Source organism: Amycolatopsis pretoriensis (genome assembly GCF_900107925.1).
Lineage (GTDB): Bacteria > Actinomycetota > Actinomycetes > Mycobacteriales > Pseudonocardiaceae > Amycolatopsis > Amycolatopsis pretoriensis.
Genome location: NZ_FNUJ01000020.1, coordinates 1 through 25449, shown reverse-complemented (window position 1 = coordinate 25449; position 25449 = coordinate 1). Strand labels below are relative to the sequence as shown.

Genomic DNA, 25449 nt, shown 5'->3' with positions numbered 1-25449 from the left:
TGGGGCCGGTTCCCCGGCCCCAGGGGTCAGCCCAGGACGCTCGTGTAGCCGTTGAGGGCGGGCTGCCCGCCGAGGTGGGCGTAGAGGACGTTCGAGTCCTTGCCGATTTCCCCTCGGCCGACGAGGTCGATCAGCGCGGCCATCGACTTGCCCTCGTACACCGGGTCGGTGATCATGCCCTCCAACCGGGCGCACGTCTCGATCGCGTCCACAGTGGACTTGTCGGGGATGCCGTAGATCCCGGCGTGGTAGCGGTCGTCCAGTTCGACCTCGGGGATCTCGCCGGCGCCGATCAGTCCGGCGGTGTTGCGCGCGATGCGCGTGATCTGTTCGCGGGTCTCGTCGGGCTTCGCGGAGGCGTCGATGCCGAGGATGCGGCGGTTCTTGTTGCCGGCCACCCCGGCGACCATCCCGCCCTGGGTGCTGCCGGTGACCGAGCAGACGATCACGGTGTCGAAGAAGACGCCCAGTTGTTCTTCCTGGGCTTCGAGTTCGACGATCCAGTTCGCGAACCCGAGGCCGCCGAGCCGGTGGTCCGACGCGCCGGCGGGGATGGCGTACGGCTTCCCGCCGTTCGCTTCGATCTCGGCGACCGCGTCCTCCCACGCCTGCTTGAACCCGATGCCGAAGCCGGCGTCGACGAGCCGGACGTCCGCGCCGAGGATGCGCGAGAGCTGGATGTTGCCGACCTTGTCGTAGAGCGGGTCGTGCCAGTCGACCCAGCTTTCCTGCACGAGCACGGCCTTGAGGCCGGCCCGCGCCGCGGCGGCCGCGACCTGCCGGGTGTGGTTGGACTGGACGCCGCCGATGGAGACGAGCGTGTCGGCCCCTTCTTTCAGCGCGTCCGCGACGAGGTATTCGAGCTTGCGGGTCTTGTTCCCGCCGTAGGCGAGGCCGGAGTTGACGTCCTCGCGCTTGGCCCAGACGTTCGCGCCGCCGAGGTGCTTCGTGAGCCGCTCCAGGGGGTGCACCGGCGACGGGCCGAACAGCAGGGGGTAGCGGGGGAAGTCGGCGAGGGTCATCGGTCCTCCAGCAGATCGGTCCAGATGGTCGAGATCACGGAGACCGCGGTTTCGGTGTCGCGGGCTTCGAGCGCGTCGATGAGCCGGGTGTGGCGCTCGACGGAGTTCCAGGCGAGCGTCGAGCTGAAGCGGGCGTGCCCCAGCCGGCGCAGCAGCGGGGTGTAGCGGTCGAGGGTCGCGGCGACGGCGGCGTTGCCCGCCAGCCGGACGGGGATGTCGTGCAGTTCGTCGTCGGCTTGGACGGCGGCTTCGACGTCACCCGCTTCGATCGCCTTCGCGAACCGGTCGTTGGCGGCTCGCATGGCGGCGATGTCCGCGGGCCGGCATCGCACGGCCGCTTCTCTCACGGCGAACTCGTGCAGCACGCGCACGATCTGCCGGGCGTCGATGACGTCGCGCGACATGACTTCGGAGACCCGTGTGTAGCTCTGCGGCTTCGACTCGACGAGCCCGTCGTCGGCCAGCCGCCGGAGGGCTTCCCGGACGGGGGCCTTGGAGAGGCCGAGCTGATCGGCGAGGTCGCCGTCGCGCAGGGGAGTGCCCGGCGGGAGCGTGCCGTCGACGATCGCGTGCCGGATGCGTTCGTACGCCTCGTCGCGCAGCAGCGGGCGAGTGACCTTTGAGAGACTCACATCTAACATTTTAGTTGCTCGAAGACTCGCCCGGCAACAACCGGACGAGTGAAAGGTCAGTAGACGGGGCCGGTGTACTTCTCGCCCGGACCCTTCCCGGGTTCGTCGGGCACGGCCGAAGCCTCCCGGAACGCCTTCTGGAGCGACTGAAGACCGTCCCGCAGCGGCCCGGCGTGCAGGCCCAGGTACTCCGCCGACGCCGTCACGAGCCCGGCCAGCGCGGTGATGAGCCGGCGGGCTTCGTCGAGGTCGCGGTGCGGGGACGTCGCCGGATCGGCGTCGGCGAGACCGAGCCGCTCGGCGCCGGCCGACAGCAGCATCACCGCCGCGCGGCTGATCACCTCCACGCTGGGGATCTCGGCCAGGTGGCGGTCGTCCGGGGAATAGGGGGCCTGTTCGGAGGGTTGATCTGACACGTCTGGTACCCTTCCACGAGCGACCAGCCCTCGAGCGATCGGGGGCGGCAAGTGGAGCCCCGCTCCCACCCGCGTCACCGTACAGGTGGCCGGGTCCGGTCTCGCCCGGACGCAGTCCAGGGTGAAGAAGTGTCCTCCGGGGCACGATCGGAAACAGAGTGGGCCCCGCGCACCGAACGGTGTCGGGGCCTTCGCTATGTGGGCACCAGGTCGAAACGAGAACAGGAAACATTCCTCGGACCAAGGAGGCCCCATCAGCTCCGAGACACGCATCAACGACCGTATCCGGGTGCCGGAGGTCCGACTCGTCGGACCCGCCGGTGAACAGGTCGGCATCGTCCGGATCGAGGATGCGCTGCGCCTGGCGCAGGAGAACGATCTCGACCTCGTCGAGGTCGCGCCGCAGGCCCGCCCGCCGGTGTGCAAGCTCATGGACTTCGGCAAGTTCAAGTACGAGAGCGCGCAGAAGGCCCGCGAGTCGCGGCGCAACCAGCAGCTGACCGTCATCAAGGAACAGAAGCTGCGCCCCAAGATCGACCAGCACGACTACGAGACCAAGAAGGGTCACGTGTCGCGCTTCCTGGCGGCGGGCAACAAGGTCAAGGTCACGATCATGTTCCGCGGTCGCGAGCAGTCCCGGCCGGAGCTCGGTTTCCGGCTGCTGCAGAAGCTCGCCGACGACGTCACCGAGCTGGGCTTCGTGGAGTCGTCGCCTAAGCAGGACGGTCGCAACATGATCATGGTGCTGGCCCCGCACAAGAACGTGAAGCCGAAGGCCAAGGCCGAGGCGGCCCCCGAGGCGTAAGCGCCGACCAGCACGAGTCAGCGGCTCACCGGGGATCTCCGGTGAGCCGCCGCACGAAAGAGGACTGAAATGCCGAAGATGAAGACCCACAGCGGGACGTCCAAGCGGATCCGCGTCACGGGCACGGGCAAGCTGCGCCGCCAGAAGGCCGGCCGCCGCCACCTGATGGAGAAGAAGTCGAACCGCCTCACCCGCCGGCTCGAGGGCACCACCGAGCTGGCGAAGACCGAGGCCGGCCGCGTCAAGCGCCTGCTCGGCATCTGATCCCGCAGAACTTGCTCTAACCACCCGGGGCGTCCCCCTTCGCCCCCCGAGATCGACAGGATGGACCCGTGGCACGCGTCAAGCGGGCGGTCAACGCCCAGAAGAAGCGTCGCGCAACTCTCGAACTGGCCAGCGGCTACCGCGGCCAGCGTTCGCGGCTGTACCGCAAGGCCAAGGAGCAGACGCTTCACTCGCTCAACTACGCCTACCGGGACCGCCGTGCCCGCAAGGGTGACTTCCGCCAGCTGTGGATCACCCGCATCAACGCGGCGGCCCGCGCCAACGGCGTGACCTACAACCGGTTCATCCAGGGCATCAAGGCCGCGGGTGTCGAGGTCGACCGCAAGATCCTCGCGGACCTCGCCGTCAACGACGCCGCCGCCTTCACCGCGCTGGCCGAGCTCGCCAAGGCTAACGTGAACACCGAAGCGAAGTCGGCCTGACCGGCAGCTTTCCCCGACCCGGGGTGGATCCGTTCACCGAGCGGACCCCCCGGGTCGTTGCTGCGCGCAAGCTGACGCGGCGCGCGGAGCGGGACAAGACCGGCCGCTTCCTGGCCGAAGGCGCCAACGCCGTCGAGGCGGCGCTCGAGCACGGCACCGTGCACGAGCTGTTCGTCACCGAACGCGCGGCGGAGCAGCACGCGGACCTGGTCGACGCCGCCCGCGCGGCCGGCGTCGCCGTCTCGCCGATCACCGACCGCGCCGCCGACGGCCTGTCGGAAACCGTGACGCCCCAAGGCATCGTGGCCGTCTGCGCCCTGCTCGACCGGCCGCTCGACGAGGCCGTGACTCCGGACGCCCGGCTGGTTGTGGTCTTGGTCGACGTCGCCGACCCCGGCAACGCGGGCACCGTGATCCGCGTCGCCGACGCGGCGGGCGCCGACGCCGTGGTCCTGGCGGGCGACACCGTCGACCCGCACAACGGCAAGTGCGTCCGCGCCGCCGCCGGCAGCCTGTTCCACCTGCCGATCGCGCGCGTCCGCGACGTCCCCGCGGCCCTGTCCGCCTGCTCGGCGGCAGGCCTGCGCACCTTCGCCGCGCACGGCTACGCCGACGCCGAACTCGATCGGGTGGATCTCACCGAGCCGACCGCGTGGGTCTTCGGCAACGAGGCCCACGGCCTGCCCGCCGACGTCCTCGACCGGACCGACCTCGCCGTCCGGATCCCGCTGTACGGCAAGGCGGAAAGCCTCAACCTCGCCACCGCGGCGGCCGTCTGCGTCTACACGAGTGCGATGGCGGCGCGGCGCTGACCCGTGAGTAGGCTGCCGCGGTATCCACTGTGGTCACCTGGGGGGAATCATGGGCAGGCTCGCCCTTTCGTTCAAGCTGTTCGGCGCCTCGTTCCGGGTGCTGCGCGCCCACAAGGGCCTGACGTGGTTCCCGGTGCTCGCCGGGATCGCCGGCCTGCTGGTCGCCGCGGCGTTCCTGACGCCGGCGTTCTTCACCGTCGACCTCGCGGGCGAGCACTTCCGGCCCAGCGTCGGCACGTATGTGCTGCTGGCGGCCTTCTACCTCGTCTCGGCGTTCGTCACGATCTTCTTCAACGCCGCGCTGATCTCCCAGGCCGACGTGGCCCTGCACGGCGACGGCGGCATCCCGGGCGTCGGCGCGGGCCTGGCCGCGGCGGGCCGGCGCTGGCCGGTGCTGCTCGGCTGGGCCGGCCTCACCGCGACGGTCAGTGTGGTGCTGCGCACGATAGAGGAGCGGCTCGGCTTCCTCGGCGGCATCATCAGCGGCCTGATCGGCCTGGCCTGGCGGCTCACGACGTTCCTCGTGCTGCCGGTCGCGATGCTGGAGGGCACCGGCGTCCGCGACAGCGTCAAGCGCTCGGTCGAGCTGTTCCGCCGCACCTGGGGCGAGAACGTCGCCGGCACCGCGGGCCTCGGCCTGATCGGCTTCCTGCTCACCCTGGCCGGGTACGTCGTGTTCCTCGGGGCCGGTTTCCTGCTCGGCGGCACGGCCACAGTCTTCGTCGCGGTCGGGCTGGCGATCGTCTGGACCTTGCTGGTGGCGGTCTTCACCACGACTTTGTCCGGCATCTACCAGACGGCGCTGTACCGCTACGCCGCCGACGGCGTGGTACCCGGCGAATTCGCGTCGGTCGACTTCGCCGACGCGTTCCGCGGGCGCTGAGCGCGGCCCGGGGCGACCGGGGGCGCGCGGACCCGATCCCATAGACTTTTCCCACCTTTGACCTCTCGCGCGCCGCGTGTCCGGCGGTGCGCGCACGACCAGTCCCAGCGGACGCCGAGGAGTTATGTCCGGAGCCAAGGAGAAGGAAGCCCAGGGCGCGGTGCTCGCCCCCGAGACGCTGCAGGAAGCGGTCAAGGCCGCCGAAGCCGCGTTCGCCGCCGCGACCGGGCTCGAAGCGCTGGCCGAGGTCAAGCCGGCTCACCTCGGCGACCAGTCTCCGGTGGGCCTGGCCCGCCGCGAGATCGGCGCCCTGCCCAAGCAGGAGAAGGCCGAGGCCGGCAAGCGCGTCAACGAAGCCCGCCAGGCCGTCCAGGCGGCGTTCGACCGCCGCCGCGCCGAGCTCCAGGTGGAGCGCGACGAGCGCGTGCTGCGCGAGGAGGCCGTCGACGTCACGCTGCCGTGGGACCGCGTCCCGCGCGGCGCCCGGCACCCGATCAGCACCATCTCCGAGCGCGTCGCGGACGCGTTCGTCGCGATGGGCTACGAGGTCGCCGAGGGCCCGGAGCTCGAAGCCGAGTGGTTCAACTTCGACGCGCTGAACTTCGGTAAGGACCACCCCGCGCGCCAGCTGCAGGACACGTTCTACGTCGGCGAAGAGGACTCCGGCCTGGTGCTGCGCACGCACACCTCGCCGGTGCAGGCCCGCACGCTGCTGCACCGCGACCTGCCGGTCTACGTCGTCTGCCCGGGCCGCACCTACCGCACCGACGAGCTGGATTCGACGCACACGCCGGTGTTCACGCAGGTCGAGGGCCTCGCGGTGGACAAGGGCATCACCATGGCGCACCTCAAGGGCACCCTGGACGCCTTCGCCCGCGCGATGTTCGGCGAGAACTCCAAGACGCGCCTGCGTCCGCACTTCTTCCCGTTCACCGAGCCGTCCGCCGAGGTGGACGTCTGGTTCGAGGAGAAGAAGGGCGGCCCCGGCTGGGTCGAGTGGGGCGGCTGCGGCATGGTCAACCCGAACGTGCTGCGCGCCTGCGGCGTCGACCCCGAGGTGTACTCGGGCTTCGCCTTCGGCATGGGCATCGAGCGCACCCTGCAGTTCCGCAACGGGATCCCGGACATGCGCGACATGGTGGAGGGCGACGTCCGCTTCACCCTTCCCTTCGGAACGGAGGCGTAGTGCGAGTCCCCGTCAGCTGGCTGACCGAGCACCTCGACATCGGCGAGGAGGTCACGCCGCAGGACCTGGCCGACGCGTTCGTGCGGATCGGCATCGAGGTCGACGACGTCAAGGAGCTCGGGCCGGTGACCGGCCCGCTGGTCGTCGGCCGGGTGGCCGACATCGAAGAGCTGACCGAGTTCAAGAAGCCGATCCGGTTCTGCCGCGTCGACGTCGGCGAAGAGGCCGAAGAGCCCGTCGTCGACGAGGACGACGAAGACGAGGACGAGGACGACGCCGACTTCGAGGACGAGGGCCCGCACGGCATCCGGACCCGCGGCATCGTCTGCGGCGCGCGCAACTTCGCCGAGGGCGACCTGGTCGTCGTGGCGCTGCCGGACGCGGTCCTGCCCGGCGACTTCACCATCGCCTCCCGCAAGACCTACGGCCGCGTCAGCGACGGCATGATCTGCTCGGCGCGCGAGCTCGGCCTCGGCGACGACCACACCGGCATCCTCGTGCTGCCGTCGGGTACCGCCAGCCCCGGTGACGACGCCCGCGAGCTGCTCGGCCTCGACGACACGGTGCTCGAGCTGGCCCCGACGCCGGACCGCGGCTACGCGCTGTCCGTCCGCGGCCTCGCACGCGAGCTGTCGAACGCGCTGGACGTGCCCTTCGGCGACCCGGCGCTGCTGGAGGTCCCGGCGTCCGAGGGCGACGCCTGGCCGGTCCACGTCGAGGACCCCGAAGGCTGCCCGCGGTTCGTGCTGCGCCGGGTCACCGGCCTGGACGCGACCGCGCCGACGCCGTGGTGGATGCGCCGGCGGCTGATGCTGGCCGGGATCCGGTCCATCTCGCTGGCCGTCGACGTCACGAACTACGTGATGCTCGAGCTCGGGCACCCGCTGCACGCGTTCGCCACCAAGGCCATCCAGGGTGACCTGGTGGTCCGCCGGGCGAAGCCGGGCGAGAAGCTGACGACGCTGGACGACGTCGAGCGCACGCTCGACCCGGACGACGTGGTCATCGCCGACGACAGCGGCGTGATTTCGCTCGCCGGCACGATGGGTGGCGCGAGCACCGAGATCACGCCGGAGAGCACCGACGTGCTGCTCGAGGCGGCGCACTGGAACCCGGCGGCGATCAGCCGCACCGCGCGGCGGCACAAGCTGTTCTCCGAGGCCGCGAAGCGGTTCGAGCGGTTCACCGACCCGCAGCTGTGCGCGGCGGCGGTCGAGCTGGCCGCCCGCCTGCTGCGCCAGTACGGCGACGCCGCCATCCAGCCCGGCCGCACCGACGAGGGCTCGGTCGAGCCGAACCCGGCCGTCGTGATGCCGATCAACCTGCCCGACAAGGTCGCGGGCGTGAACTACCAGCGCGGGGTCACGGTCCGCCGGCTGTCCCAGATCGGCTGCAAGGTCTCGGTCGGCACGGGCGACGACGGCACCGGCCTGGTGACGGCGATCCCCCCGAGCTGGCGCGGCGACCTGCGCCAGCCCGCCGACCTCGTCGAAGAGGTGCTGCGGCTGGAGGGGTACGACAGCATCCCGTCGACGCTGCCGGCCGCTCCGGCCGGGCGCGGCTTGACCGACGGCCAGCGGCGCGTCCGGGGAGTGTCCCGGGCGCTGGCCGAGGCGGGCTACGTCGAGGTCCGCCCGTTCCCGTTCATCGCCGACTCGGTGTGGGACGCGTTCGGCCTGCCGGCGGACGACGTCCGCCGCAACACGGTCGTGGTCCGCAACCCGCTGGAGGCCGACCGCAACCGGCTGGCCACGACGCTGCTGCCGGGCCTGCTGGACACGCTGCAGCGCAACGTGTCCCGCGGCATGAAGGACGTGGCGCTGTTCCACGTCGGCCAGGTGGTCCTGCCGGCGCCGAACCCGCTGAAGGTCCCCGCCCTCGGCGTCGACCACCGGCCGTCGGACGAGGAGCTGGCGCTGCTGGAAGCGGCGGTCCCGCAGCAGCCGCTGCACGTGGCGGTGGTCCTGGCGGGCCAGCGCACCCGAGCGGGCTGGTGGGGCGCGGGCGAGCCGGCGAACTGGGCCGACGCGGTCGAGGCGGCCCGCACGATCGCCGAGGCATCGGGCATCGAGCTGACGATCCAGGCGGCGGACCTCCCGCCGTGGCACCCGGGCCGCTGCGCGCGTCTCCAGGTGGGCGACTGGCCGGTCGGGTACGCGGGCGAGCTGCACCCGAAGGTGGTCGAGGCGCTGGGCCTGCCGCCGCGGACGGTGGCGATGGAGCTGGACCTGGACGCGATCCCGCTGCCGGACTCGCGTCCGGCACCGAGCGTGTCGGGCTACCCGCCGGTGCTGCTGGACGTGGCGCTGGTGGCGGCGGCGGAGGTGCCGTCGGCGGACCTGGCCGCGGTCCTGCGCGAGGGCGCGGGCGAGCTGCTCGAGGACATCACGCTGTTCGACGTGTACGCGGGCGAGCAGGTGGGCGAGGGCAAGCGGTCGCTGGCGTACAAGCTGAGGTTCCGCGCGCCCGATCGGACGTTGACGGTCGACGAGGCAACGAAGGCCCGAGACGCCGCGGTGGCGGCAGCGGGCGAGCGCTTCGAGGCAACGCTGCGCGCGTAGCCGACGCTCGGCGGCTTGACCGCCAGAGGCGAGATGGTGCGGGAGGGGCCGGGAAACCGGCCCCTTTCGGCGTGTTAGGGCAGGCCGCCCGCGCCCGTGCGCCCGTGCGGCGGCGCTGCCCGCCTCTGCGGTTCGGCCGCCGATGCCGCGAGCTCGCAGCGCTGCCTGCCGCCTGCCCGCCCGCCTCGGCTTCTTGGCGCGACCGACCCGAGGAACCGGCCGCCTGCGCCGCGAGCCCGGCGGCCGGGGTTGCGTACCCACAGCGCCGCCTTCCGCCGGCCCCGCCCGTCTGCCCTTCTGCTCCGGCCCTCCGCCGCGACCTAAGCGGAGCAGCCCGCCTGAATCGCGCCCACCCACTCCGCTCACCCGATGTGCTTCAACGCCTCCCGCCGCGACAGCCCCGACAACCCCGGGTGCTCATCCACAAAGGACCGAACCCAATCCGGCGAGGTCTTCGCGTACTCGCGCAGCGCCCACCCGATCCCCTTGCGCAGGAAGAACTCCGGCTCGGCGATCGCCGGTTCGATCGTCCGCGTCAGCAGATCCGTGTCCGTTTCCTCCTTCGCGCCGATCTGGCAAATGATCGCCGTACGCCGCCGCCACGTGTCCGTGTCCGCCGCCCAGCTCAGCATCACCGGTGTCACCCGATCCCGGTCGCCGCGCAGGATCGGGCCGATCCGGCGGATCGCGAGCTCGTCCACGTAGTCCCACCACGCCCCGCTGACGATCAGCTCCTCGTACATCGGCACCAGCGCCGGGTCCTGCCACTGCCGGTACGCCCGGTGCCCGGAGAGCGCGATGGCCGCGTAGCGCTCTTCGCGGAATTCGGCCGCTCGCCACAACTCCAGCACGGTCGCCGAATATGTCACCCGATCGGGCAGTATGTGGTCGGCCAGAACCCGCTTGAGGAGCACCGTCCGCTCCGGTGAAGCCACCCCGCGGAACGGCATGGCCGACTTCATGTACGCCTGCATCGCCGGCGCCTTCACCGGGTCGGCCACCTCGGCCAGCCCGGTGCGGATCGCCTTGACCAGCTGTTCGTCCGCGCTCATGCCTTCTCCCGTCGCGCTCCGGCGGTCCGCAGCGTACTGCCGGGCACCGACAGTTCCGGAGCTCGGCGGCCGGCGCAGGTCCCGACGAAAGACGGATGGCGGAAGTCGCGCCGGTCGACGAGATTGGCGAAGGTTGCCGGTAGTTTCGCCGGAATCCGGCGAACTCTGTCCACTGCGGATGAAAAGGACGACTGTGAAGAGAATCGTTGCCGCCATCGCCGCCGCGGGGCTCGCGGCCGGGCTGATGGCCGCCGCGCCCGCCGCCTCGGCGGATCCCGGGGTGCGGTTCACGCCCGCGCCGATCGCCTGGGGGCCCTGCGCGTCGGCGAGCCTGAAGGCCAACGGCGCCGAGTGCGGCTTCCTCGAAGTGCCGATGGACTACGCGAAGCCGGGCGGGACCAAGGTCTCCGTCGCGGTGTCGCGGATCAAGCACAAGACCGCGCAGTCCCAGGGCATCATGCTGGTGAACCCGGGCGGCCCCGGTGGTTCCGGCCTCGGGCTCTCGGTGCTCGGCAAGTACGTGCCGAACCACGCGGGCGACAACTACGACTGGATCGGCTTCGACCCGCGGGGCGTCGGGTCCAGCAAGCCGGCGATCAGCTGCGACGGGAACTACTTCAGCTACAACCGGCCGGCGTACGTGCCGTCGACGCCGGGGCTCGAGCAGACGTGGCTCACCCGTTCGAAGGGCTACGCCGACGCCTGCAAGAAGAACGGCGAGATCCTCGATCACCTGAAGACGACCGACGTCGCGCAGGACATGGACAGCCTGCGCAAGGCGCTGGGCGAGAAGCAGATCAACTACTACGGCTTCTCCTACGGCACCTACCTCGGCCAGGTGTACAGCACGCTGTACCCGAAGAACGTCCGCCGGATGGTGCTGGACGGCAACGTCGACCCGCGCAAGGTCTGGTACCAGGCCAACCTCGACCAGGACGTCGCGTTCGACAAGAACATCAAGATCTACTTCGACTGGCTGGCGTCCTACGACAGCGTCTACCACCTGGGCAAGACCGGGTCCGCGGTCGAGAAGCTCTGGTACGACACGCAGCGCAAGCTCGCCAAGAACCCCGCCGGCGGGGTCATCGGCGGCGACGAGTGGACCGACATCTTCCTGCAGGCCGGCTACTACGTGTTCGGCTGGGTCGACATGGCCAAGGCTTTCGACGGTTACGTCCACCAGGGTGACTGGCAGACGCTGAAGGGGCTCTACGACGACTCGAACCCGCCGGGCGCCGACAACGGCTTCGCCGTGTACCTGGGTGTGCAGTGCACCGACGTCCAGTGGCCGACGAACTGGAACAAGTGGCGCGCCGACAACTGGCTGACCTACTTCAAGGCCCCGTTCGAGACCTGGGGCAACGCCTGGTTCAACGCGCCGTGCGCGTTCTGGCCGGCCAAGGCGGGCAAGCCGGTCGACATCGACGGCCGCAAGGTCGCCGGGGCGCTGCTGATCAGCGAGGAGCTCGACGCCGCCACGCCGTACGCCGGCAGCCTCGAGGTCCGCAAGCGGTACCCGAACTCGAGCCTGATCAGCGCGCCGGGCGGCACGACGCACGCCGGCTCGCTGTCCGGGGTGTCCTGTGTGGACGACAAGATCGCCGACTACCTGGCCACCGGCACGCTGCCGAAGCGCCAGCCTGGCAATCACTCGGACGTCCAGTGTGACCCGGTGCCGGCGCCGGTGCCCGACGGCGCCACCGCGCAGAAGTCGGACAGCTCGGCGAAGGCAGTGCAGGAGAAGCAGCTGGCACAGCTGCTGCACTTCTGATCGGAAGTCCCTGACGGTGCCCCGGTCCGGCTCGCCCGGACCGGGGCACCGTCTTGTCCGCCGGTGTCTCATCGTTGCCTCCTGATGACGGGGTGTGGTCGCCGGAGACGTCAGGGGAGGGGTCCGACAATTTCGGAGCGTTGCCGCCCGTGAGCAGCGCGTGGCCGGAAATTGTCGGGGGTGCGCGCTAGCTTCGCGGCATGTCGATCACCGAAGAGCGCCGGACCGAGATCCGGGCAGAGGACATCACCTACACCATCGCGGTCGCCACCAGGACGGACGACGACCGCGCCGAACCGACGCCCCGGGTGATGATCACCCTGGAAGCCGGCGGCCCCGGCGGCGAACTCGTCGCCGAGGGCAGCCTCGACCTGGACGTGGCGGTGGCGGTCAAGGTCGCCGACCTCGTCGCGGACGGGTTGCTGTCCGCGACCGGGGAGGGCCGGGGGCCGCGGCGAAGATCCGCGGGCCGTCCCGCGCAGCAGGGGCGGCCGTGGAACGGGGGGATGGACGCGGAACTGGAGTCCCGGTGGATAGCGGGCGAGAGCGTCGCGGAGATCGCGGCGTACTTCGAGCGCACCCCCGGCGGCATCCGCGCCCGGCTGCCCCGCGTGGGCTGCGACCCGGAGAACCCCGGCTGCTACCTCCCCGTGCCGCCGAGCAGGCGCACGGACCTGGACGGGGGTGAGGAGAGCTGACGGCCGCGGTGGGCCGGTCCTCGGCGGACCGGCCCACCACGGCCGCCGGCGAAGCGACAGGGGAGGAACAGCACATGCCGCACGATCTCGGCGACCGATCAGCTCCGCACCCCCGCGGCCGCGGCGGCCCGGTTCGCGAGCACCTTCAAGTGCGCCACCAGTTCCGGTGGCTCCTCGACCGTGAACGCGCACCCGGCCCCCAGCAGCCGGAACGCGAGCCAGTCCAGGGTGTCCGCCTGACTGCGCCACCGGCACCCACCGCCGTCGAGGTCGGTCAGCTCGCCCGCCGCCGCGCCCAGCCGGGCTGCCACCTGCGCCGACGGTTCCGCCAGCACGGCCACCGCCCGGTACGTCGGCAGGAGGTCGTACAGCCGGTCGAGCACGTAGGCCGCCAGGTCCGTGGCGGGTGGCCGGCGTGGCGCCACCCGGCCGCCGGTCGCCTGGGCGTCGCGGACCCGGTCGGCGCGGAAGATGCGCCAGTCCGCCCGGTCGAGGTCGTACGCCACCAGGTACCAGCGGCGCCCGGTGGCGACCAGCCGGAGCGGCTCGGCCCGCCGCCGCGTCTCGGCGCCGTCGCTGGCGCGGTAGCGGAAGCGGACCGTCTCGTGGTTGGTGATCGCGCCGGCGAACACCGTCAGCTGGGCCGGGTCGACGGCCGGTCCCGCGGCCGGGACGGCGACCGTCGCCGTGCCGATCGTGCCCACCCGGCGGCGCAGCCGGGCCGGCAGGACCTGCTCCAGCTTGGCCAGCGCCCGCACGGACGCCTCCTCGATCCCGGCGATGGTCTGCCCGGCGGCGGTCCGCAGACCCACCGCGATCGCGACGGCCTCGTCGTCGTCGAGCACCAGCGGCGGCATCGCGGTGCCCGCCACCAGCCGGTAGCCGCCCGTGACACCGCGGGAGGCCTCCACCGGATAGCCGAGCTCGCGCAGCCGGTCGACGTCCCGGCGGATCGTCCGCGGGCTCACGCCGAGCCGCTCGGCCAGCTCGCTGCCCGGCCACTCGCGTGGGGTCTGGAGCAGCGAGAGCAGGCCGAGCAACCGGGCCGGGGTGTCCGTCATGGACCCAGCATCCCAAGGTGGCGGGCACCACTCCGGGTTTGTTTAGACTTGCAAGGGCGTGCATAATCATGCGTATGACGGTGAACATCGCGGTGGCCGGAGCCAGCGGGTACGCGGGCGGCGAACTGCTGCGCCTGCTCCTGGCCCATCCCGAGGTCGAAATCGGCGCGCTCACGGCCGCCAGCAGCGCGGGCACGAAGCTCGGCGGCCACCAGCCCCACCTCGTCCCGCTCGCCGACCGCGTCCTGGCCGAGACGACGCCGGAGACCCTCGCGGGCCACGACGTCGTGTTCCTCGCGCTGCCCCACGGGCACTCGGCGGAGATCGCGGCCCAGCTGGGCCCGGACGTCCTGGTCGTCGACCTCGGCGCCGACCACCGGCTGGCCGACCCGGCCGACTGGCGGCGCTGGTACGGCGGCGACCACGCCGGCCAGTGGCCCTACGGCCTGCCCGAACTGCCCGGTGCCCGCGAGAAGCTCGTGGGCACCAAACGCGTCGCCGTGCCCGGCTGCTTCCCGACCGGGGGCTCGCTGGCCCTGGCGCCGGCGTTCGCCGCCGGTCTGGTCGAGCCGGACGTCACGGTCGTCGCGGTCACCGGCACCTCCGGCGCGGGCAAGAGCCTCAAACCGAACCTGCTCGGCTCCGAGGTGATGGGCTCGGCCAGCGCGTACGGCGTCGGCGGCGCCCACCGCCACACCCCCGAGTTCGCGCAGAACCTCTCGGCCGTCGCGGGGGAGCGGGTCACCGTGTCCTTCACGCCGGTCCTCGCGCCGATGCCCCGCGGCATCCTCACCACGGCGAGCGCCCCGCTGAAGGGCGACGTCGACGAGGCCGCCGCCCGCGCGGCGTACGAGAAGGCCTACGACGCCGAGCCGTTCGTCCAGCTGCTGCCCGCGGGCGCCTGGCCGACGACGTCGGCGACGCTCGGCTCGAACAACGTCCAGCTGCAGGTCACGGTCGACGCCGACGCGAAGCGCCTGGTCGTCGTCGCCGCGATCGACAACCTCACCAAGGGCACCGCCGGCGGTGCCGTCCAGTCGATGAACCTGGCCCTCGGCCTCCCCGAGACCACCGGCCTTTCCACCGTAGGAGTGGCACCGTGACCGTCACCGGCCCCCAGGGCTTCCGCGCCGCCGGCGTCGCCGCCGGGATCAAGGCCTCCGGCGCGCTCGACTTCACGCTGGTCGTCAACGACGGCCCCCTGGATGTCGCCGCGGGCGTGTTCACACGCAACGTCATCAAGGCCGCCCCGGTGCTGTGGTCGCAGGAGGTGCTCAAGCAGCAGCGGCTCAAGGCCGTCGTCCTCAACTCCGGCGGAGCGAACGCGGCCACCGGCCCCGGCGGCTTCCAGGACACCCACGCCACCGCCGAAAAGGTCGCCGACGTCCTGCAAGCGGGCGCGATCGAGGTCGCCGTCTGCTCCACCGGCCTGATCGGCGAGCGGCTGCCGATGGACGCTGTCCTGTCCGGAGTGGACACCGCCTTCAAAGCCCTCGACGCGAGCGCCGAAGCGAGCCTGAACGCCGCCACGGGCGTGATGACCACCGACACCAAGCCGAAGCAGGCCTTCGCGAAGCACGAAAGCGGCTGGAGCGTGGGCGGGTTCGCCAAGGGCGCGGGCATGCTCGCGCCGAACCTGGCCACCATGCTCTCGGTGCTGACCACCGACGCCGTGGTGGCCAAGGAAACCCTCGACCGCGCCCTGCGCGCGGCCACCCACGTCACCTTCGACCGCCTCGACGTCGACGGCGGCACGTCCACCAACGACACCGTCCTGGTCCTGGCCTCCGGTGCGAGCGGCGTCGAGCCGTCCGAGGCCGAGCTCACCGAACTGCTCACGAAGGTCAGCCTCGATCTGGTCCTGCAGCTGCGCGCGGACTCCGAAGGTGCGACGAAGGACGTCAACCTCACCGTCCAGGGCGCGGAGTCCGAAGCGGACGCGATCGCGGTCGCCCGCACGATCGCCGAGGACAACCTGGTCAAGACGGCGCTGTTCGGCTCCGACCCGAACTGGGGCCGGATCGCGATGGCGCTGGGCCGGGTCCCGGCCCGGATCGACCCGGAGACCGTGTCGATCACCATCAACGGCGTCACCCTGTTCGCCCAGGGGATGCCCGCGTCGGACCGCTCGGAGGCCGACCTCACCGCGCGCGACATCGAAATCGTCGTCGACCTCGGCGTCGGCACCGAAGCGGCCACCATCTACACCACGGATCTTTCGCACGGTTACGTCGAAGAGAACAGCGCGTACTCCTCATGACCAAGGAGGCACTGATTTCCGCGGACGAACGACTCGCGACGGCGGCCGAGAAGGCCGGAGTGCTCATCGAGGCACTGCCGTGGCTGCAGCGCTTCCACGGCGCCACGGTGGTGGTCAAGTACGGCGGCAACGCCATGATCGACGACGAGCTGAAGGCCGCTTTCGCCGAGGACATGGTGTTCCTCCGGCTGGCCGGCCTGCGCCCGGTCGTCGTGCACGGCGGCGGCCCGCAGATCACCGCGATGCTCAAGCGCCTCGGCGTCGAAGGCGAGTTCAAGGGCGGCCTGCGGGTCACCACACCCGAGACGATGGACATCGTCCGGATGGTGCTCACCGGGCAGGTCAGCCGCGAGCTCGTCGGGCTGATCAACGCCCACGGGCCGTACGCGGTCGGGATCTCCGGCGAGGACGCCCGGTTGTTCACCGCCGAGCGCAAACAGGCCACTGTGGACGGTGAGCAGGTCGACATCGGCCTGGTCGGCGAGGTCGCCGAGGTCAACCCGGACGCGGTGCTCGACATCGTCAACGCCGGGCGCATCCCGGTGGTGTCCACCGTCGCCCCGGACGTCGACGGCGTGGTGCACAACGTCAACGCCGACACCGCCGCGGGTGCGCTGGCGGCCGCGCTGGGCGCCGAAAAGCTCGTCGTGCTCACCGACGTCGAAGGCCTGTACGCGAACTGGCCCGACCGTTCGTCGCTGATCGACCGCATCCGCGTCGACCACCTCGAACCGATGCTGCCCACGCTGGCCAGCGGCATGATCCCGAAGATGGAGGCGTGCGTGCGCGCCATCCGCGGCGGCGTGCGCCGGGCGCACGTGATCGACGGCCGCCTCGCCCACTCCGTGCTGCTGGAGGTCTTCACCTCCCGCGGCATCGGCACCATGGTCTTCCCCGAAACGGAGCTCCCGTGACCGACCTCAAGTCCAATGTGGACGGCCAGACGCACTGGCAGTCCGCCCTCATGGACAACTACGGCACGCCCGCGCTGACCCTGGTGCGCGGCGAAGGCGCGAAGGTGTGGGACGCCGACGGCAAGGAGTACGTCGACCTGGTCGGCGGCATCGCCGTCAACGCGCTCGGCCACGCCCACCCGGCGGTCGTCGAGGCCGTCACCGCGCAGATCAAGCAGCTCGGCCACACCTCGAACCTCTACGTCAACCCGGTGGCCGTCGAGCTGGCCGAGGCGCTGCTCGACGTCGCCGGCCTGACCGGCAACGGCAAGGTGCTGTTCGTCAACTCCGGCGCCGAGGCCAACGAAGCCGCGCTGAAGATCAGCCGGCTGACCGGGCGCAGCAAGGTCATCGCGGCCGAGGGCGCGTTCCACGGCCGGACCATGGGCTCGCTGACGCTGACCGGCCAGCCCGGCAAGCGCGACCCCTTCAAGCCGCTGGTGCCCGGGGTGGAGCACGTGCCGTTCGGGGACGTCGCGGCGCTGAAGGCGGCCGTCGACACCGAGACCGCGGCCGTCTTCCTGGAGCCGGTGCTCGGCGAAGCCGGCGTGATCCCCGCGCCGGACGGCTACCTGCAGGCTGCGCGCGAGATCACCAAGGCCACCGGCACGCTGCTGGTGCTCGACGAGGTGCAGACCGGCCTGGGCCGGCTCGGCACGTGGTTCGGCTTCCAGCAGGCCGGTGTCGTCCCGGACGTGATCACGCTGGCCAAGGGCCTCGGCGGCGGCCTGCCGCTGGGCGCGGTCATCGGCGTCGGCGCGGCGGGCGACCTGCTCAAGCCGGGCCAGCACGGGACGACGTTCGGCGGCAACCCGGTGTGCTGCGCGGCCGGCCTCGCCGTCATCAGGACGATCGCCGCGAACGGCCTGCTCGACCACGTCTCGACACTGGGCAAGGACATCGCGGCCGGCGTCGAGGCGCTCGGCCACCCGCTCGTCGCCGGGGTGCGCGGGGCCGGCCTGCTGCTCGGCATCGCCCTGCGCGAGCCGGTCTCGGCCGCGGTCGCCAAGGCGGTCCAGGACGCCGGCTACCTCGTCAACCCGGTCGCGCCCGACACGATCCGGCTCGCGCCCCCGCTCGTGCTCGACGGCGAGCAGGCCGACGGCTTCCTCGCCGCCCTCCCGAACGCGCTCGACTCCACCACGAAGGACTCCGACTGATGCTCCGCCACTTCCTCCGCGACGACGACGTCAGTCCCGCCGAGCAGAAAGCCATCCTCGACCTCGCGGACGCGCTGAAAGCCGACCCGCTCGGCACCAAGACCCTCGCCGGCAAGTCGATCACGGCGATCTTCGAGAAGAACTCGACCCGCACGCGCTTCTCGTTCGAGGTCGGCATCAGCCAGCTCGGCGGGCACCCGGTGATCGTCGACGGCCGCTCGATGCAGCTCGGCCGCGAAGAGACCATCGAGGACACTTCGCGCGTGCTGTCGCGGTACGTCGACGGGATCGTGTGGCGGACCTTCGCGCAGAAGCGCATCGAGGCGATGGCGTCGGCGGCGTCGATCCCGGTCGTCAACGCGCTCACCGACGAGTTCCACCCGTGCCAGGCGCTCACCGACCTGATGACGATCCGCGAGCGCAAGGGCAAGCTCGAAGGTCTCACTCTCGTCTACCTCGGCGACGGTGCCAACAACATGGCGCACTCGCTGCTGCTCGCCGGGGTCACCGCCGGGATGCACGTCCGCGTGGTCTCGCCGCTCGGGTTCCAGCCCGACCAGCAGGTCATGCTGGACGCCAAGAAGCGCGGCGAGGAGACCGGCGGCACCGCCACCGTCTTCACCGACCCGTACGAGGCCGTCGCCGGCGCGGACGTGCTCGTCACCGACACGTGGACGTCGATGGGGCAGGAGAACGACGGGCTCGACCGGGTCGGCCCGTTCCGCGCCCTGCAGGTCAACACCGAGCTGCTGAAGAAGGCCGCGGACGACGCGATCGTCCTGCACTGCCTGCCCGCGCACCGCGGCTGGGAGATCACCGACGAGGTGATCGACGGCCCGGCGAGCGCGGTGTGGGACGAGGCCGAGAACCGGCTGCACGCCCAGAAGGCCCTGCTGGTCTGGCTCTTCGAAGAGAGCCGGCGATGACCAGCAGCCGGGTGGGCAGGCAGGCGCGGATCACCGAACTGGTGTCGACCATGACGATCCGCAGCCAGACCGAGCTGGCCAAGCTGCTGGCCGCCGAAGGCATCGAGGTCACGCAGGCGACGCTGTCGCGCGACCTCGACGAGCTCGGCGCGGTCAAGCTGCGCGGTCCGGACTCGGGTGCACCGGTCTACGTCATCCCGGAGGACGGCAGCCCCGTCCGCGGGGTGCAGGGCGGCACGTCGCGGCTCTCCCGGCTGCTCGCGGAGCTGATGGTCTCGGCCGACTCGTCGGGCAACCTGATGGTGCTGCGGACGCCGCCGGGCGCGGCGCAGTTCCTGGCCAGCGCGATCGACCGGGCCGCGCTCGAAGAGGTCGTCGGGTCGATCGCGGGGGACGACACCGTCGCCGTGATCGCCCGGGAACCCTTGACGGGCAAGGAACTCGCGGAGCGCTTCGCCGCCCTCGCGCAGCGATCGGCGGACGAAGGAACACCATGATCGGCGACATCTTCCCGGCCGAGGGCGAGTTCCTCGCACCGGACGAGGTCGTCGTCACCTTCGACCGGGGGGTCCCGGTGGCGATCGACGGCGAGACCGTCTCCGTCGCCGAAGCCCGCCGGATGCTGAGCGCGCGCGGCGAAGCGCAGAGAATCGGGCGCGGCGAAGCGTGCGCCGCACTCGAACGGCGGACCGGCCGCGGGTATGCCAGTGTCCGCCTGGTCCTGTACGACGGCCGGATCACGGTCGCCTGAAGACACGAACACCGAGGAGAAGCGAGAACAGTGAGCGGGAACGAGCAGCCGGTGCAGCTGTGGGGCGGCCGGTTCGCCAGCGGTCCGGCGGAGGCCATGGCCGCGCTGAGCGCGTCGACGCACTTCGACTGGCGCCTGGCGCCCTACGACATCGCCGGGTCCCGCGCGCACGCCCGCGTGCTGAGCAAGGCGGGCCTGCTCACCGAGGACGAGCTCGCCGGCATGCTGACCGCGCTGGACACGCTCGCCCAGGACGTCGCCTCGGGGGCGTTCACGCCGACGATCGCCGACGAGGACGTGCACACCGCGCTCGAACGCGGCCTGCTCGAGCGGGCCGGCACCGAGCTCGGCGGCAAGCTGCGCGCCGGCCGGTCGCGCAACGACCAGGTGGCGACGCTGTTCCGGATGTGGCTGCGCGACGCCGCCCGCCGGGTCGTCGCCGGCACGCTCGACGTCGTCGACGCGCTGGTGTCGCAGGCCAAGCGCCACCCGGACGCGATCCTGCCGGGCCGCACGCACCTGCAGCACGCCCAGCCGGTGCTGCTCGCGCACCACCTGATGGCCCACGGCCAGGCGCTGCTGCGCGACGTCTCGCGGCTGCAGGACTGGGACACCCGCACGGCCGAGTCGCCGTACGGCTCGGGTGCGCTCGCCGGTTCGTCGCTGGGGCTCGACCCCGAGGCCGTCGCCGCGGAGCTGGGCTTCGCGACCAGCGTCGAGAACTCCATCGACGGCACCGCTTCGCGCGACTTCGTCGCCGAGTTCGCCTTCGCCGTCGCGATGCTCGCGGTGAACCTGTCCCGGATCGCCGAAGAGGTGATCATCTGGAACACCGCCGAGTTCGGCTACGTGACGCTGGACGACGCCTGGGCGACCGGCAGTTCGATCATGCCGCAGAAGAAGAACCCGGACGTCGCGGAGCTGACCCGCGGCAAGGCGGGCCGGTTGATCGGCAACCTGACCGGCCTGCTGGCCACCCTCAAGGCGCAGCCGCTGGCCTACAACCGCGACCTGCAGGAGGACAAGGAGCCGGTGTTCGACTCGGTCGAGCAGCTCGAGCTTCTGTTCCCGGCGATCGCCGGGATGGTCAGCACGCTGACGTTCCACACCGACCGGCTCGCCGAGCTGGCCCCGGCCGGGTTCACCCTCGCCACGGACATCGCGGAGTGGCTGGTGCGCCAGGGCGTCCCGTTCCGCGTCGCGCACGAGGCGGCGGGCGAGAGCGTCCGCGTCGCCGAAGCGCGCGGCGCCGGCTTGGACGAGCTGACCGACGAGGAGTTCGAGAAGATCAACCCGGCGCTCACCCCCGAGGTGCGGGCCGTGTTGACCGTCGAGGGCTCGGTGAAGTCGCGCAACGCCCGCGGTGGCACGGCGCCCGAGCGGGTGGCCGAACAGCGCGCGCGGCTCGAAGAGCGGGTCACCGCGGCCCGTCAGTGGCTCAACTGAGGGATTTGCGGAGCTTGGCCCGGACGGCCCGCGTGGCCACCGGGCCGAGCCCGTCGAGGACGTCGACGAGCACGGCCAGCTGCTCCAGCGCGGCGATGGCCTGCTCGGCGCCGTCGGGGTCGACGGTCTCGAACAGCGACAGCCCGAGGAACCCCGACGACACGGCGTGGGCCAGGCCGGCGGGGTCCGCCAGGTCGGCCAGCGGCGAGCCGGCGAGCACGCGCTCCAGCGCCGTCCGGACCTCGGTGATCCACTTCTCCAGGCCCTCGCGGGTCGCCTGGGAGAGCCGCTCGCTGCCCTGCGCCCCGGCCAGCGTCTGGGCCAGCACGGCGAGGTTGCCCTCCGCGCGTTCGGCGACCCGGATCTCGCGGCCGAGCTCCAGCAGGTCGCCGACCGAGTTCACGGCGGCGAAGCGCTCCCGGTAGAGCGAGACGCGGGCTTCGGTCGCGATGATGCAGGCCTGCGCGATGAGCTCTTCGACGCTGCCGAAGTGGTAGAAGATCAGCGCCTGGTTGGCGCCGGCCGCGGTCGCGACCGACCGCGCGGAGACCGCGGTGATGCCCTGGTGCCGGATGATCTCGAGCACGCCGTCCACGAGCTTCTGCTTCGTGTCGCGCGAGCTGGAGTTCCGGCCGGTGCCCATCAGTCCATGACCTTCTCACGGAGTGGCTTGACCGCCCCGCTCACCCCGCCGCCGACGTCGACGAACCGCGCGCCGAACGCGCCTTCGTAGCCGAACACCGGTCCGAAGCGCGGGTTGACCACCGCTACTTCGATCCGGAACTGGCCGCTCTCCTCGTCGAACCACTCTTCGACCCGCGCGGAGCCGGTGAGCGCCCGCGGCAGGCCGGCGCGGACCGGGCCCTCCTGGAGCCGGAACTCGCCGGTGCGGATCCGGAACCCGCCGTCCGGCCGGGCCGACACCGCGAGGTCGACCGCCAGGTGCTGGTGCGTTCCCAGGTAGTCGACGAGCCCGCGCCCGGGGCTGAACACCATCTGCGCGTCGAACCGCCTGCGCCTTCTCGGGAATTCGAAGGTGCGCACGAACGACACCGTCTCGCGGCCGTGCCGGTCCACGTACGGGTAGTTCTCGATGGTGAACGGCACGTTCCGGCCGCAGTCGGGGAACAGGATGTGCCGCGTCGACCCGAGCCACAGGAACGGCAGTGTGAAGCCGGGGCCGCGCCAGATCCGGTCCATCACGCCGTGGCCGATCATGCCGCGCCCGCCCGCGAGGGCGAGCCGCTCCCGCATGCGCGGGTGCAGGAACGCGAAGTCGGCGCCGAGCGCGCGTTCGAAGACGCCGGTCATCGCGCCGCCACCTCGTCCCGGGGGCGGGTCCGGCCGCAGCGGGCGGCCGAAGGCGCGGTCAGGAGCTGTTCTTCCGGGGGTGTCCCGGTCTCGAGCCACAGCCGCAGCCGGTCGAACGACCAGGCCGTCATCCAGCCGAACAGCGGGCGGAACGCGCGGTCGGCCAGCTGCCCGACGCGGCCCCAGCGGGTGCCGTAGTCGAAGCCGGTGACGAACCGGACGCCGTCGCCGACCGGTGTGTAGCGCCAGAACCCGGCGCCCGCGCTGATCAGCGACAGCGGGTCGGCGGAGGCGAACCGCAGCACCGACGTGCGCGAGCCGTCCGGCCAGGTGCGCGACGCCGCGCTCACCCCGACCCCGGTGACCGTCACCCCGAGGAACCGCGAGGCGTAGCGGAAGTGACCGTCGTGCCCGGCGAGCGGGCTGATGTCGGCGAAGCGCAGGTCCCAGCGCCGGTGCAGCGCCGGGTCCTGGGTGTGCTCCCACAGCGTGTCCAGGTCCGTGCGGATCAGGGTCTCGACGTAGAGCGCCTTCGGTCGCATCTCCCGGCTCCCCTCAGAGTTTGAGCGACTGCTCAAATGGACTGTAGAGAAGTTTGAGCGATCGCTCAAGGGTTAGGGTGGTCCGGCCAGGCAAGCCGAAGAGAGGAACCCGTTTGAGCGGCGACGCAGGCCGGTTGTTCACCCGCGACGAGCTGGCCCTCGACCCGGTCGACCTGGCCCACCTGCTGCTCGGCGCGGTCCTGGAGGCCGACGGCCCCGACGGCACGGTCGGCGTCCGGCTCGTGGAGGTGGAGGCCTACCGCGGCGAAGACGACCCGGCGTCGCACTGCTACCGCGGCCGGACTCCGCGCAACGCCGTCATGTGGGGGCCCGCGGGGCACCTGTACGTGTACTTCGTCTACGGGATGCACTTCTGCGCGAACGTCGTCGGCACGCACGAAGACATGCCCGGCGCGGTACTGCTCCGCGCGGGCGAGGTCGTCGAAGGCCTCGACGTCGTCCGCAAGCGGCGGCCGTCCGCGCGGGGGACCGGCGAGCTGGCCAAGGGCCCGGCCATCCTGACGTCGGTGCTGCGCGTCGACCGCGCGCAGAACGGCGTCGACCTGACCGACCCGGCGTCCCCGGTCCGGCTGCGCGTCGGTGAGCGCGTCCCGGCCGAGCGGATCCGCGTCGGGCCCCGCGTCGGCGTCGCGATGGCCATGGACACGCCGTGGCGCTTCTGGGACGGCGCGTCGCCCGCCGTGTCCACCTACCGCCGCGGCGGGAAGCGCCGGGTCCGACCCGCCAGTTAGTCGGTTGACCTGGTGCGGGAGGATCTACAGGCGTGAGCGAACACATCCTCGACGAGCTGACCTGGCGCGGCCTCATCGCGCAGTCCACCGACATCGACGCCCTCCGGCGCGAGCTCGACCAGGGTCCCGTGACGCTCTATTGCGGCTTCGACCCGACCGCACCCAGCCTGCACGCCGGCAACCTGGTCCCGCTGCTCATGCTGAAGCGCTTCCAGCGCGCCGGGCACCGGCCGATCGTGCTGGCCGGTGGCGCGACCGGGATGATCGGCGACCCGCGGGACACCGGTGAGCGCACGCTGAACACGCTCGACGTCGTCGCCGACTGGGCCGGGCGCATCCGCGGCCAGCTCGAGCGGTTCGTCGACTTCGACGAGTCGCCTACCGGCGCGATCGTCGAGAACAACCTGAACTGGACCGGGCAGCAGACCGCCCTGGAGTTCCTGCGCGACGTCGGGAAGCACTTCTCGATCAACGTCATGCTGAACCGGGAGACCGTGAAGCGGCGGCTCGAGGGCGACGGCATGTCGTACACCGAGTTCAGCTACCTGCTGCTGCAGTCGCAGGACTACCTGCAGCTGCACCGCAAGTACGGCTGCAAGCTGCAGGTCGGCGGGTCCGACCAGTGGGGCAACCTCGTCGGCGGGGTCGACCTGATCCGCCGGACCGACGGCGCGGGCGCGCACGCGCTGACCGCGCCCCTGGTCACCGACGCCGAGGGCCGCAAGTTCGGCAAGTCCACCGGCGGCGGGAACCTCTGGCTCGACCCGGGGATGACCTCGCCGTACGCCTGGTACCAGTACTTCGTGAACGTCGGCGACGCCGACGTGGTCCGCTACCTGCGGATGTTCACGTTCCTGAGCCAGGAGGAGATCGCTTCGCTGGCCGAGGACACCGAGCAGCGTCCGCATCTGCGTGCCGCGCAGAAGCGGCTGGCGGAGGAGTTCACGATCCTCGTCCACGGCGAGGAGCAGACCCGGCAGGTGATCAACGCCAGCCAGGCGCTGTTCGGCCGCGGGGAGCTCGGCGAGCTGGACGAACGCACCCTCGACGCGGCCATGGCCGAGGTGCCGAACGGCAAGGTCGACCCGTCCGGGGACCCGACGATCGTCGACCTGCTGCTCGCCGGGGGACTGGTGGACAGCAAGGGCGCCGCGCGCCGCACGCTCAAGGAGGGCGGCGCGTACGTCAACAACGTGAAGATCGCCGACGAGGAGTGGAAGCCGGCGCCGGGCGACGCCCTGCACGGCAAGTGGCTCGTCGTCCGCAAGGGCAAGCGGAACGTCGCCGGCGTCGCCCTCGGCGGCTGACCGGCCCGGGTGGCCCGAAACAGGGGCCTGACCTGCGCGAACGCGGTTAAGGTACCCCCCTGTTTCGGGCCTCTTCGCGGGGTGTAAAGTTCTCCAAGTCGCCAGGGAAACCGGGTGGCCGCCGGGACACGAACCAAGCTCTCGCCTGAGGCGATTGAGTGGGTGTCCCACACAAACTGCTAGGAATGACTCGCTTCGAGCGAGCCGCATGATCGCGGCGGACTCGAGGTGTGTTGCTTGAGAACTCAACAGTGTGCTAGTGAACTAAGCCAGTAGAGCTTATATATGAAACCTCGTATGAGGTTCCTTTGAGAGCATTAACATTGCCTCGATTAAACTATTCATTGTTGGAGAGTTTGATCCTGGCTCAGGACGAACGCTGGCGGCGTGCTTAACACATGCAAGTCGAACGCTGAACCACTTTCGGGTGGGGAT

Annotated in this window: 27 protein-coding genes and 1 rRNA gene; 20 read left to right on the top strand and 8 right to left on the bottom strand. The window is 71.4% G+C overall.

Annotated features, from left to right (window positions below; translation table 11 throughout):
* Positions 1-26 precede the first annotated feature (26 nt).
* Genes BLV96_RS47835 through BLV96_RS47825 form a run of 3 tightly spaced genes read right to left on the bottom strand, consistent with a single transcriptional unit; the run spans position 27 to position 2070 of the window.
* The gene (locus tag BLV96_RS47835; protein ID WP_086672336.1) at positions 27-1022 is read right to left on the bottom strand and encodes a 1-aminocyclopropane-1-carboxylate deaminase; all 996 of its coding nucleotides are present in this window, start codon (positions 1020-1022) and stop codon (positions 27-29) included.
* Positions 1019-1663: a GntR family transcriptional regulator gene (locus BLV96_RS47830; RefSeq protein ID WP_208608548.1), complete on the bottom strand. Its 645-nt coding sequence runs from the start codon at positions 1661-1663 to the stop codon at positions 1019-1021. The genes BLV96_RS47835 and BLV96_RS47830 overlap by 4 nt, the downstream gene beginning before the upstream one ends.
* Positions 1664-1710: 47 nt before the next feature.
* Positions 1711-2070: a DUF1844 domain-containing protein gene (locus tag BLV96_RS47825; RefSeq protein WP_167379973.1), complete on the bottom strand. Its 360-nt coding sequence runs from the start codon at positions 2068-2070 to the stop codon at positions 1711-1713.
* A gap of 196 nt (positions 2071-2266) precedes the next feature.
* Here BLV96_RS47825 and infC point away from each other — a divergent pair, with 196 nt between their 5' ends.
* The 7 genes from infC to pheT all read left to right on the top strand — a co-directional run bounded on the left by infC (position 2267) and on the right by pheT (position 9024).
* Entirely contained in the window at positions 2267-2875 is a 609-nt protein-coding gene (infC, locus tag BLV96_RS47820; protein ID WP_086672340.1) for a translation initiation factor IF-3, read from the top strand.
* 69 nt (positions 2876-2944) lie between these two features.
* Positions 2945-3139, top strand: a complete 195-nt coding sequence (rpmI, locus tag BLV96_RS47815; protein ID WP_086672342.1) for a 50S ribosomal protein L35 — start codon at positions 2945-2947, stop codon at positions 3137-3139.
* Positions 3140-3207: 68 nt separating this feature from the next.
* On the top strand, positions 3208-3582 hold the full coding sequence (gene rplT / locus BLV96_RS47810) for a 50S ribosomal protein L20 (RefSeq protein ID WP_086672344.1): 375 nt from the start codon (positions 3208-3210) through the stop codon (positions 3580-3582).
* Between the two features lie 23 nt (positions 3583-3605).
* On the top strand, positions 3606-4394 hold the full coding sequence (locus BLV96_RS47805) for a TrmH family RNA methyltransferase (RefSeq protein WP_279627586.1): 789 nt from the start codon (positions 3606-3608) through the stop codon (positions 4392-4394).
* A 49-nt stretch (positions 4395-4443) separates the two neighbouring features.
* Positions 4444-5277 carry a DUF6159 family protein gene (locus BLV96_RS47800; RefSeq protein WP_086672346.1) on the top strand — a complete coding sequence of 278 codons (834 nt, stop codon included), beginning with the start codon at positions 4444-4446 and terminating at the stop codon, positions 5275-5277.
* 124 nt (positions 5278-5401) lie between these two features.
* Positions 5402-6463, top strand: coding sequence for a phenylalanine--tRNA ligase subunit alpha (pheS, locus tag BLV96_RS47795; protein ID WP_086672348.1), 1062 nt, complete (start codon positions 5402-5404; stop codon positions 6461-6463).
* Positions 6463-9024 (top strand): phenylalanine--tRNA ligase subunit beta, encoded by a 2562-nt coding sequence (gene pheT, locus BLV96_RS47790; protein ID WP_086672350.1) that lies wholly within the window; start codon positions 6463-6465, stop codon positions 9022-9024. Before pheS ends, pheT begins: the two co-directional genes overlap by 1 nt.
* Before the next feature lie 362 nt (positions 9025-9386).
* Here pheT and BLV96_RS47785 read toward each other — a convergent pair whose 3' ends face one another.
* Positions 9387-10076 carry a DNA alkylation repair protein gene (locus BLV96_RS47785; RefSeq protein WP_086672352.1) on the bottom strand — a complete coding sequence of 230 codons (690 nt, stop codon included), beginning with the start codon at positions 10074-10076 and terminating at the stop codon, positions 9387-9389.
* A gap of 193 nt (positions 10077-10269) precedes the next feature.
* On the opposite strand from BLV96_RS47785, the gene BLV96_RS47780 reads away from it, so the two are divergent.
* Together BLV96_RS47780 and BLV96_RS47775 are read left to right on the top strand one after the other, a co-directional pair.
* Positions 10270-11847, top strand: a complete 1578-nt coding sequence (locus BLV96_RS47780) for an alpha/beta hydrolase (protein ID WP_086672355.1) — start codon at positions 10270-10272, stop codon at positions 11845-11847.
* Between the two features lie 200 nt (positions 11848-12047).
* Positions 12048-12545 carry a helix-turn-helix domain containing protein gene (locus BLV96_RS47775; RefSeq protein WP_086672357.1) on the top strand — a complete coding sequence of 166 codons (498 nt, stop codon included), beginning with the start codon at positions 12048-12050 and terminating at the stop codon, positions 12543-12545.
* Positions 12546-12643: 98 nt separating this feature from the next.
* On the opposite strand, the gene BLV96_RS47770 is transcribed toward BLV96_RS47775, so the two are convergent.
* A complete protein-coding gene (locus tag BLV96_RS47770) occupies positions 12644-13606 on the bottom strand; it encodes a helix-turn-helix transcriptional regulator (protein ID WP_091390466.1) in 963 nt (320 codons plus the stop codon).
* Between the two features lie 74 nt (positions 13607-13680).
* Here BLV96_RS47770 and argC point away from each other — a divergent pair, with 74 nt between their 5' ends.
* From argC to argH, 8 genes are read left to right on the top strand one after another with little or no spacing between them, the layout of a single operon-like run.
* Entirely contained in the window at positions 13681-14709 is a 1029-nt protein-coding gene (gene argC, locus BLV96_RS47765; RefSeq protein WP_086681018.1) for an N-acetyl-gamma-glutamyl-phosphate reductase, read from the top strand.
* The gene (gene argJ / locus BLV96_RS47760; protein ID WP_086681020.1) at positions 14706-15866 is read left to right on the top strand and encodes a bifunctional glutamate N-acetyltransferase/amino-acid acetyltransferase ArgJ; all 1161 of its coding nucleotides are present in this window, start codon (positions 14706-14708) and stop codon (positions 15864-15866) included. Before argC ends, argJ begins: the two co-directional genes overlap by 4 nt.
* Positions 15863-16780 (top strand): acetylglutamate kinase, encoded by a 918-nt coding sequence (gene argB / locus BLV96_RS47755; RefSeq protein WP_086681022.1) that lies wholly within the window; start codon positions 15863-15865, stop codon positions 16778-16780. The genes argJ and argB overlap by 4 nt, the downstream gene beginning before the upstream one ends.
* Positions 16777-17979 (top strand): acetylornithine transaminase, encoded by a 1203-nt coding sequence (locus BLV96_RS47750; protein WP_086681024.1) that lies wholly within the window; start codon positions 16777-16779, stop codon positions 17977-17979. Before argB ends, BLV96_RS47750 begins: the two co-directional genes overlap by 4 nt.
* Positions 17979-18905, top strand: coding sequence for an ornithine carbamoyltransferase (gene argF, locus BLV96_RS47745; RefSeq protein WP_086681026.1), 927 nt, complete (start codon positions 17979-17981; stop codon positions 18903-18905). Before BLV96_RS47750 ends, argF begins: the two co-directional genes overlap by 1 nt.
* Positions 18902-19402, top strand: a complete 501-nt coding sequence (locus BLV96_RS47740; protein WP_086681028.1) for an arginine repressor — start codon at positions 18902-18904, stop codon at positions 19400-19402. Before argF ends, BLV96_RS47740 begins: the two co-directional genes overlap by 4 nt.
* A complete protein-coding gene (locus tag BLV96_RS47735; RefSeq protein WP_244181005.1) occupies positions 19399-19656 on the top strand; it encodes an argininosuccinate synthase in 258 nt (85 codons plus the stop codon). Before BLV96_RS47740 ends, BLV96_RS47735 begins: the two co-directional genes overlap by 4 nt.
* A gap of 30 nt (positions 19657-19686) precedes the next feature.
* The gene (gene argH / locus BLV96_RS47730; protein ID WP_086681030.1) at positions 19687-21102 is read left to right on the top strand and encodes an argininosuccinate lyase; all 1416 of its coding nucleotides are present in this window, start codon (positions 19687-19689) and stop codon (positions 21100-21102) included.
* Here the strand turns inward: argH and BLV96_RS47725 are convergent.
* Genes BLV96_RS47725 through BLV96_RS47715 form a run of 3 tightly spaced genes read right to left on the bottom strand, consistent with a single transcriptional unit; the run spans position 21095 to position 22955 of the window.
* Positions 21095-21745 (bottom strand): TetR/AcrR family transcriptional regulator, encoded by a 651-nt coding sequence (locus BLV96_RS47725; protein ID WP_086681032.1) that lies wholly within the window; start codon positions 21743-21745, stop codon positions 21095-21097. The genes argH and BLV96_RS47725 overlap by 8 nt on opposite strands.
* A complete protein-coding gene (locus BLV96_RS47720) occupies positions 21745-22413 on the bottom strand; it encodes a DUF4166 domain-containing protein (RefSeq protein ID WP_086681034.1) in 669 nt (222 codons plus the stop codon). Before BLV96_RS47720 ends, BLV96_RS47725 begins: the two co-directional genes overlap by 1 nt.
* Entirely contained in the window at positions 22410-22955 is a 546-nt protein-coding gene (locus BLV96_RS47715; protein WP_086681036.1) for a hypothetical protein, read from the bottom strand. The genes BLV96_RS47720 and BLV96_RS47715 overlap by 4 nt, the downstream gene beginning before the upstream one ends.
* Before the next feature lie 113 nt (positions 22956-23068).
* On the opposite strand from BLV96_RS47715, the gene BLV96_RS47710 reads away from it, so the two are divergent.
* From BLV96_RS47710 to BLV96_RS47700, 3 genes are all read left to right on the top strand, one after another.
* Positions 23069-23707 carry a DNA-3-methyladenine glycosylase gene (locus BLV96_RS47710; RefSeq protein ID WP_086681038.1) on the top strand — a complete coding sequence of 213 codons (639 nt, stop codon included), beginning with the start codon at positions 23069-23071 and terminating at the stop codon, positions 23705-23707.
* 32 nt (positions 23708-23739) lie between these two features.
* Entirely contained in the window at positions 23740-25014 is a 1275-nt protein-coding gene (tyrS, locus tag BLV96_RS47705) for a tyrosine--tRNA ligase (RefSeq protein WP_086681040.1), read from the top strand.
* A gap of 344 nt (positions 25015-25358) precedes the next feature.
* Positions 25359-25449 (top strand): 16S ribosomal RNA (locus BLV96_RS47700); the annotation flags it as partial.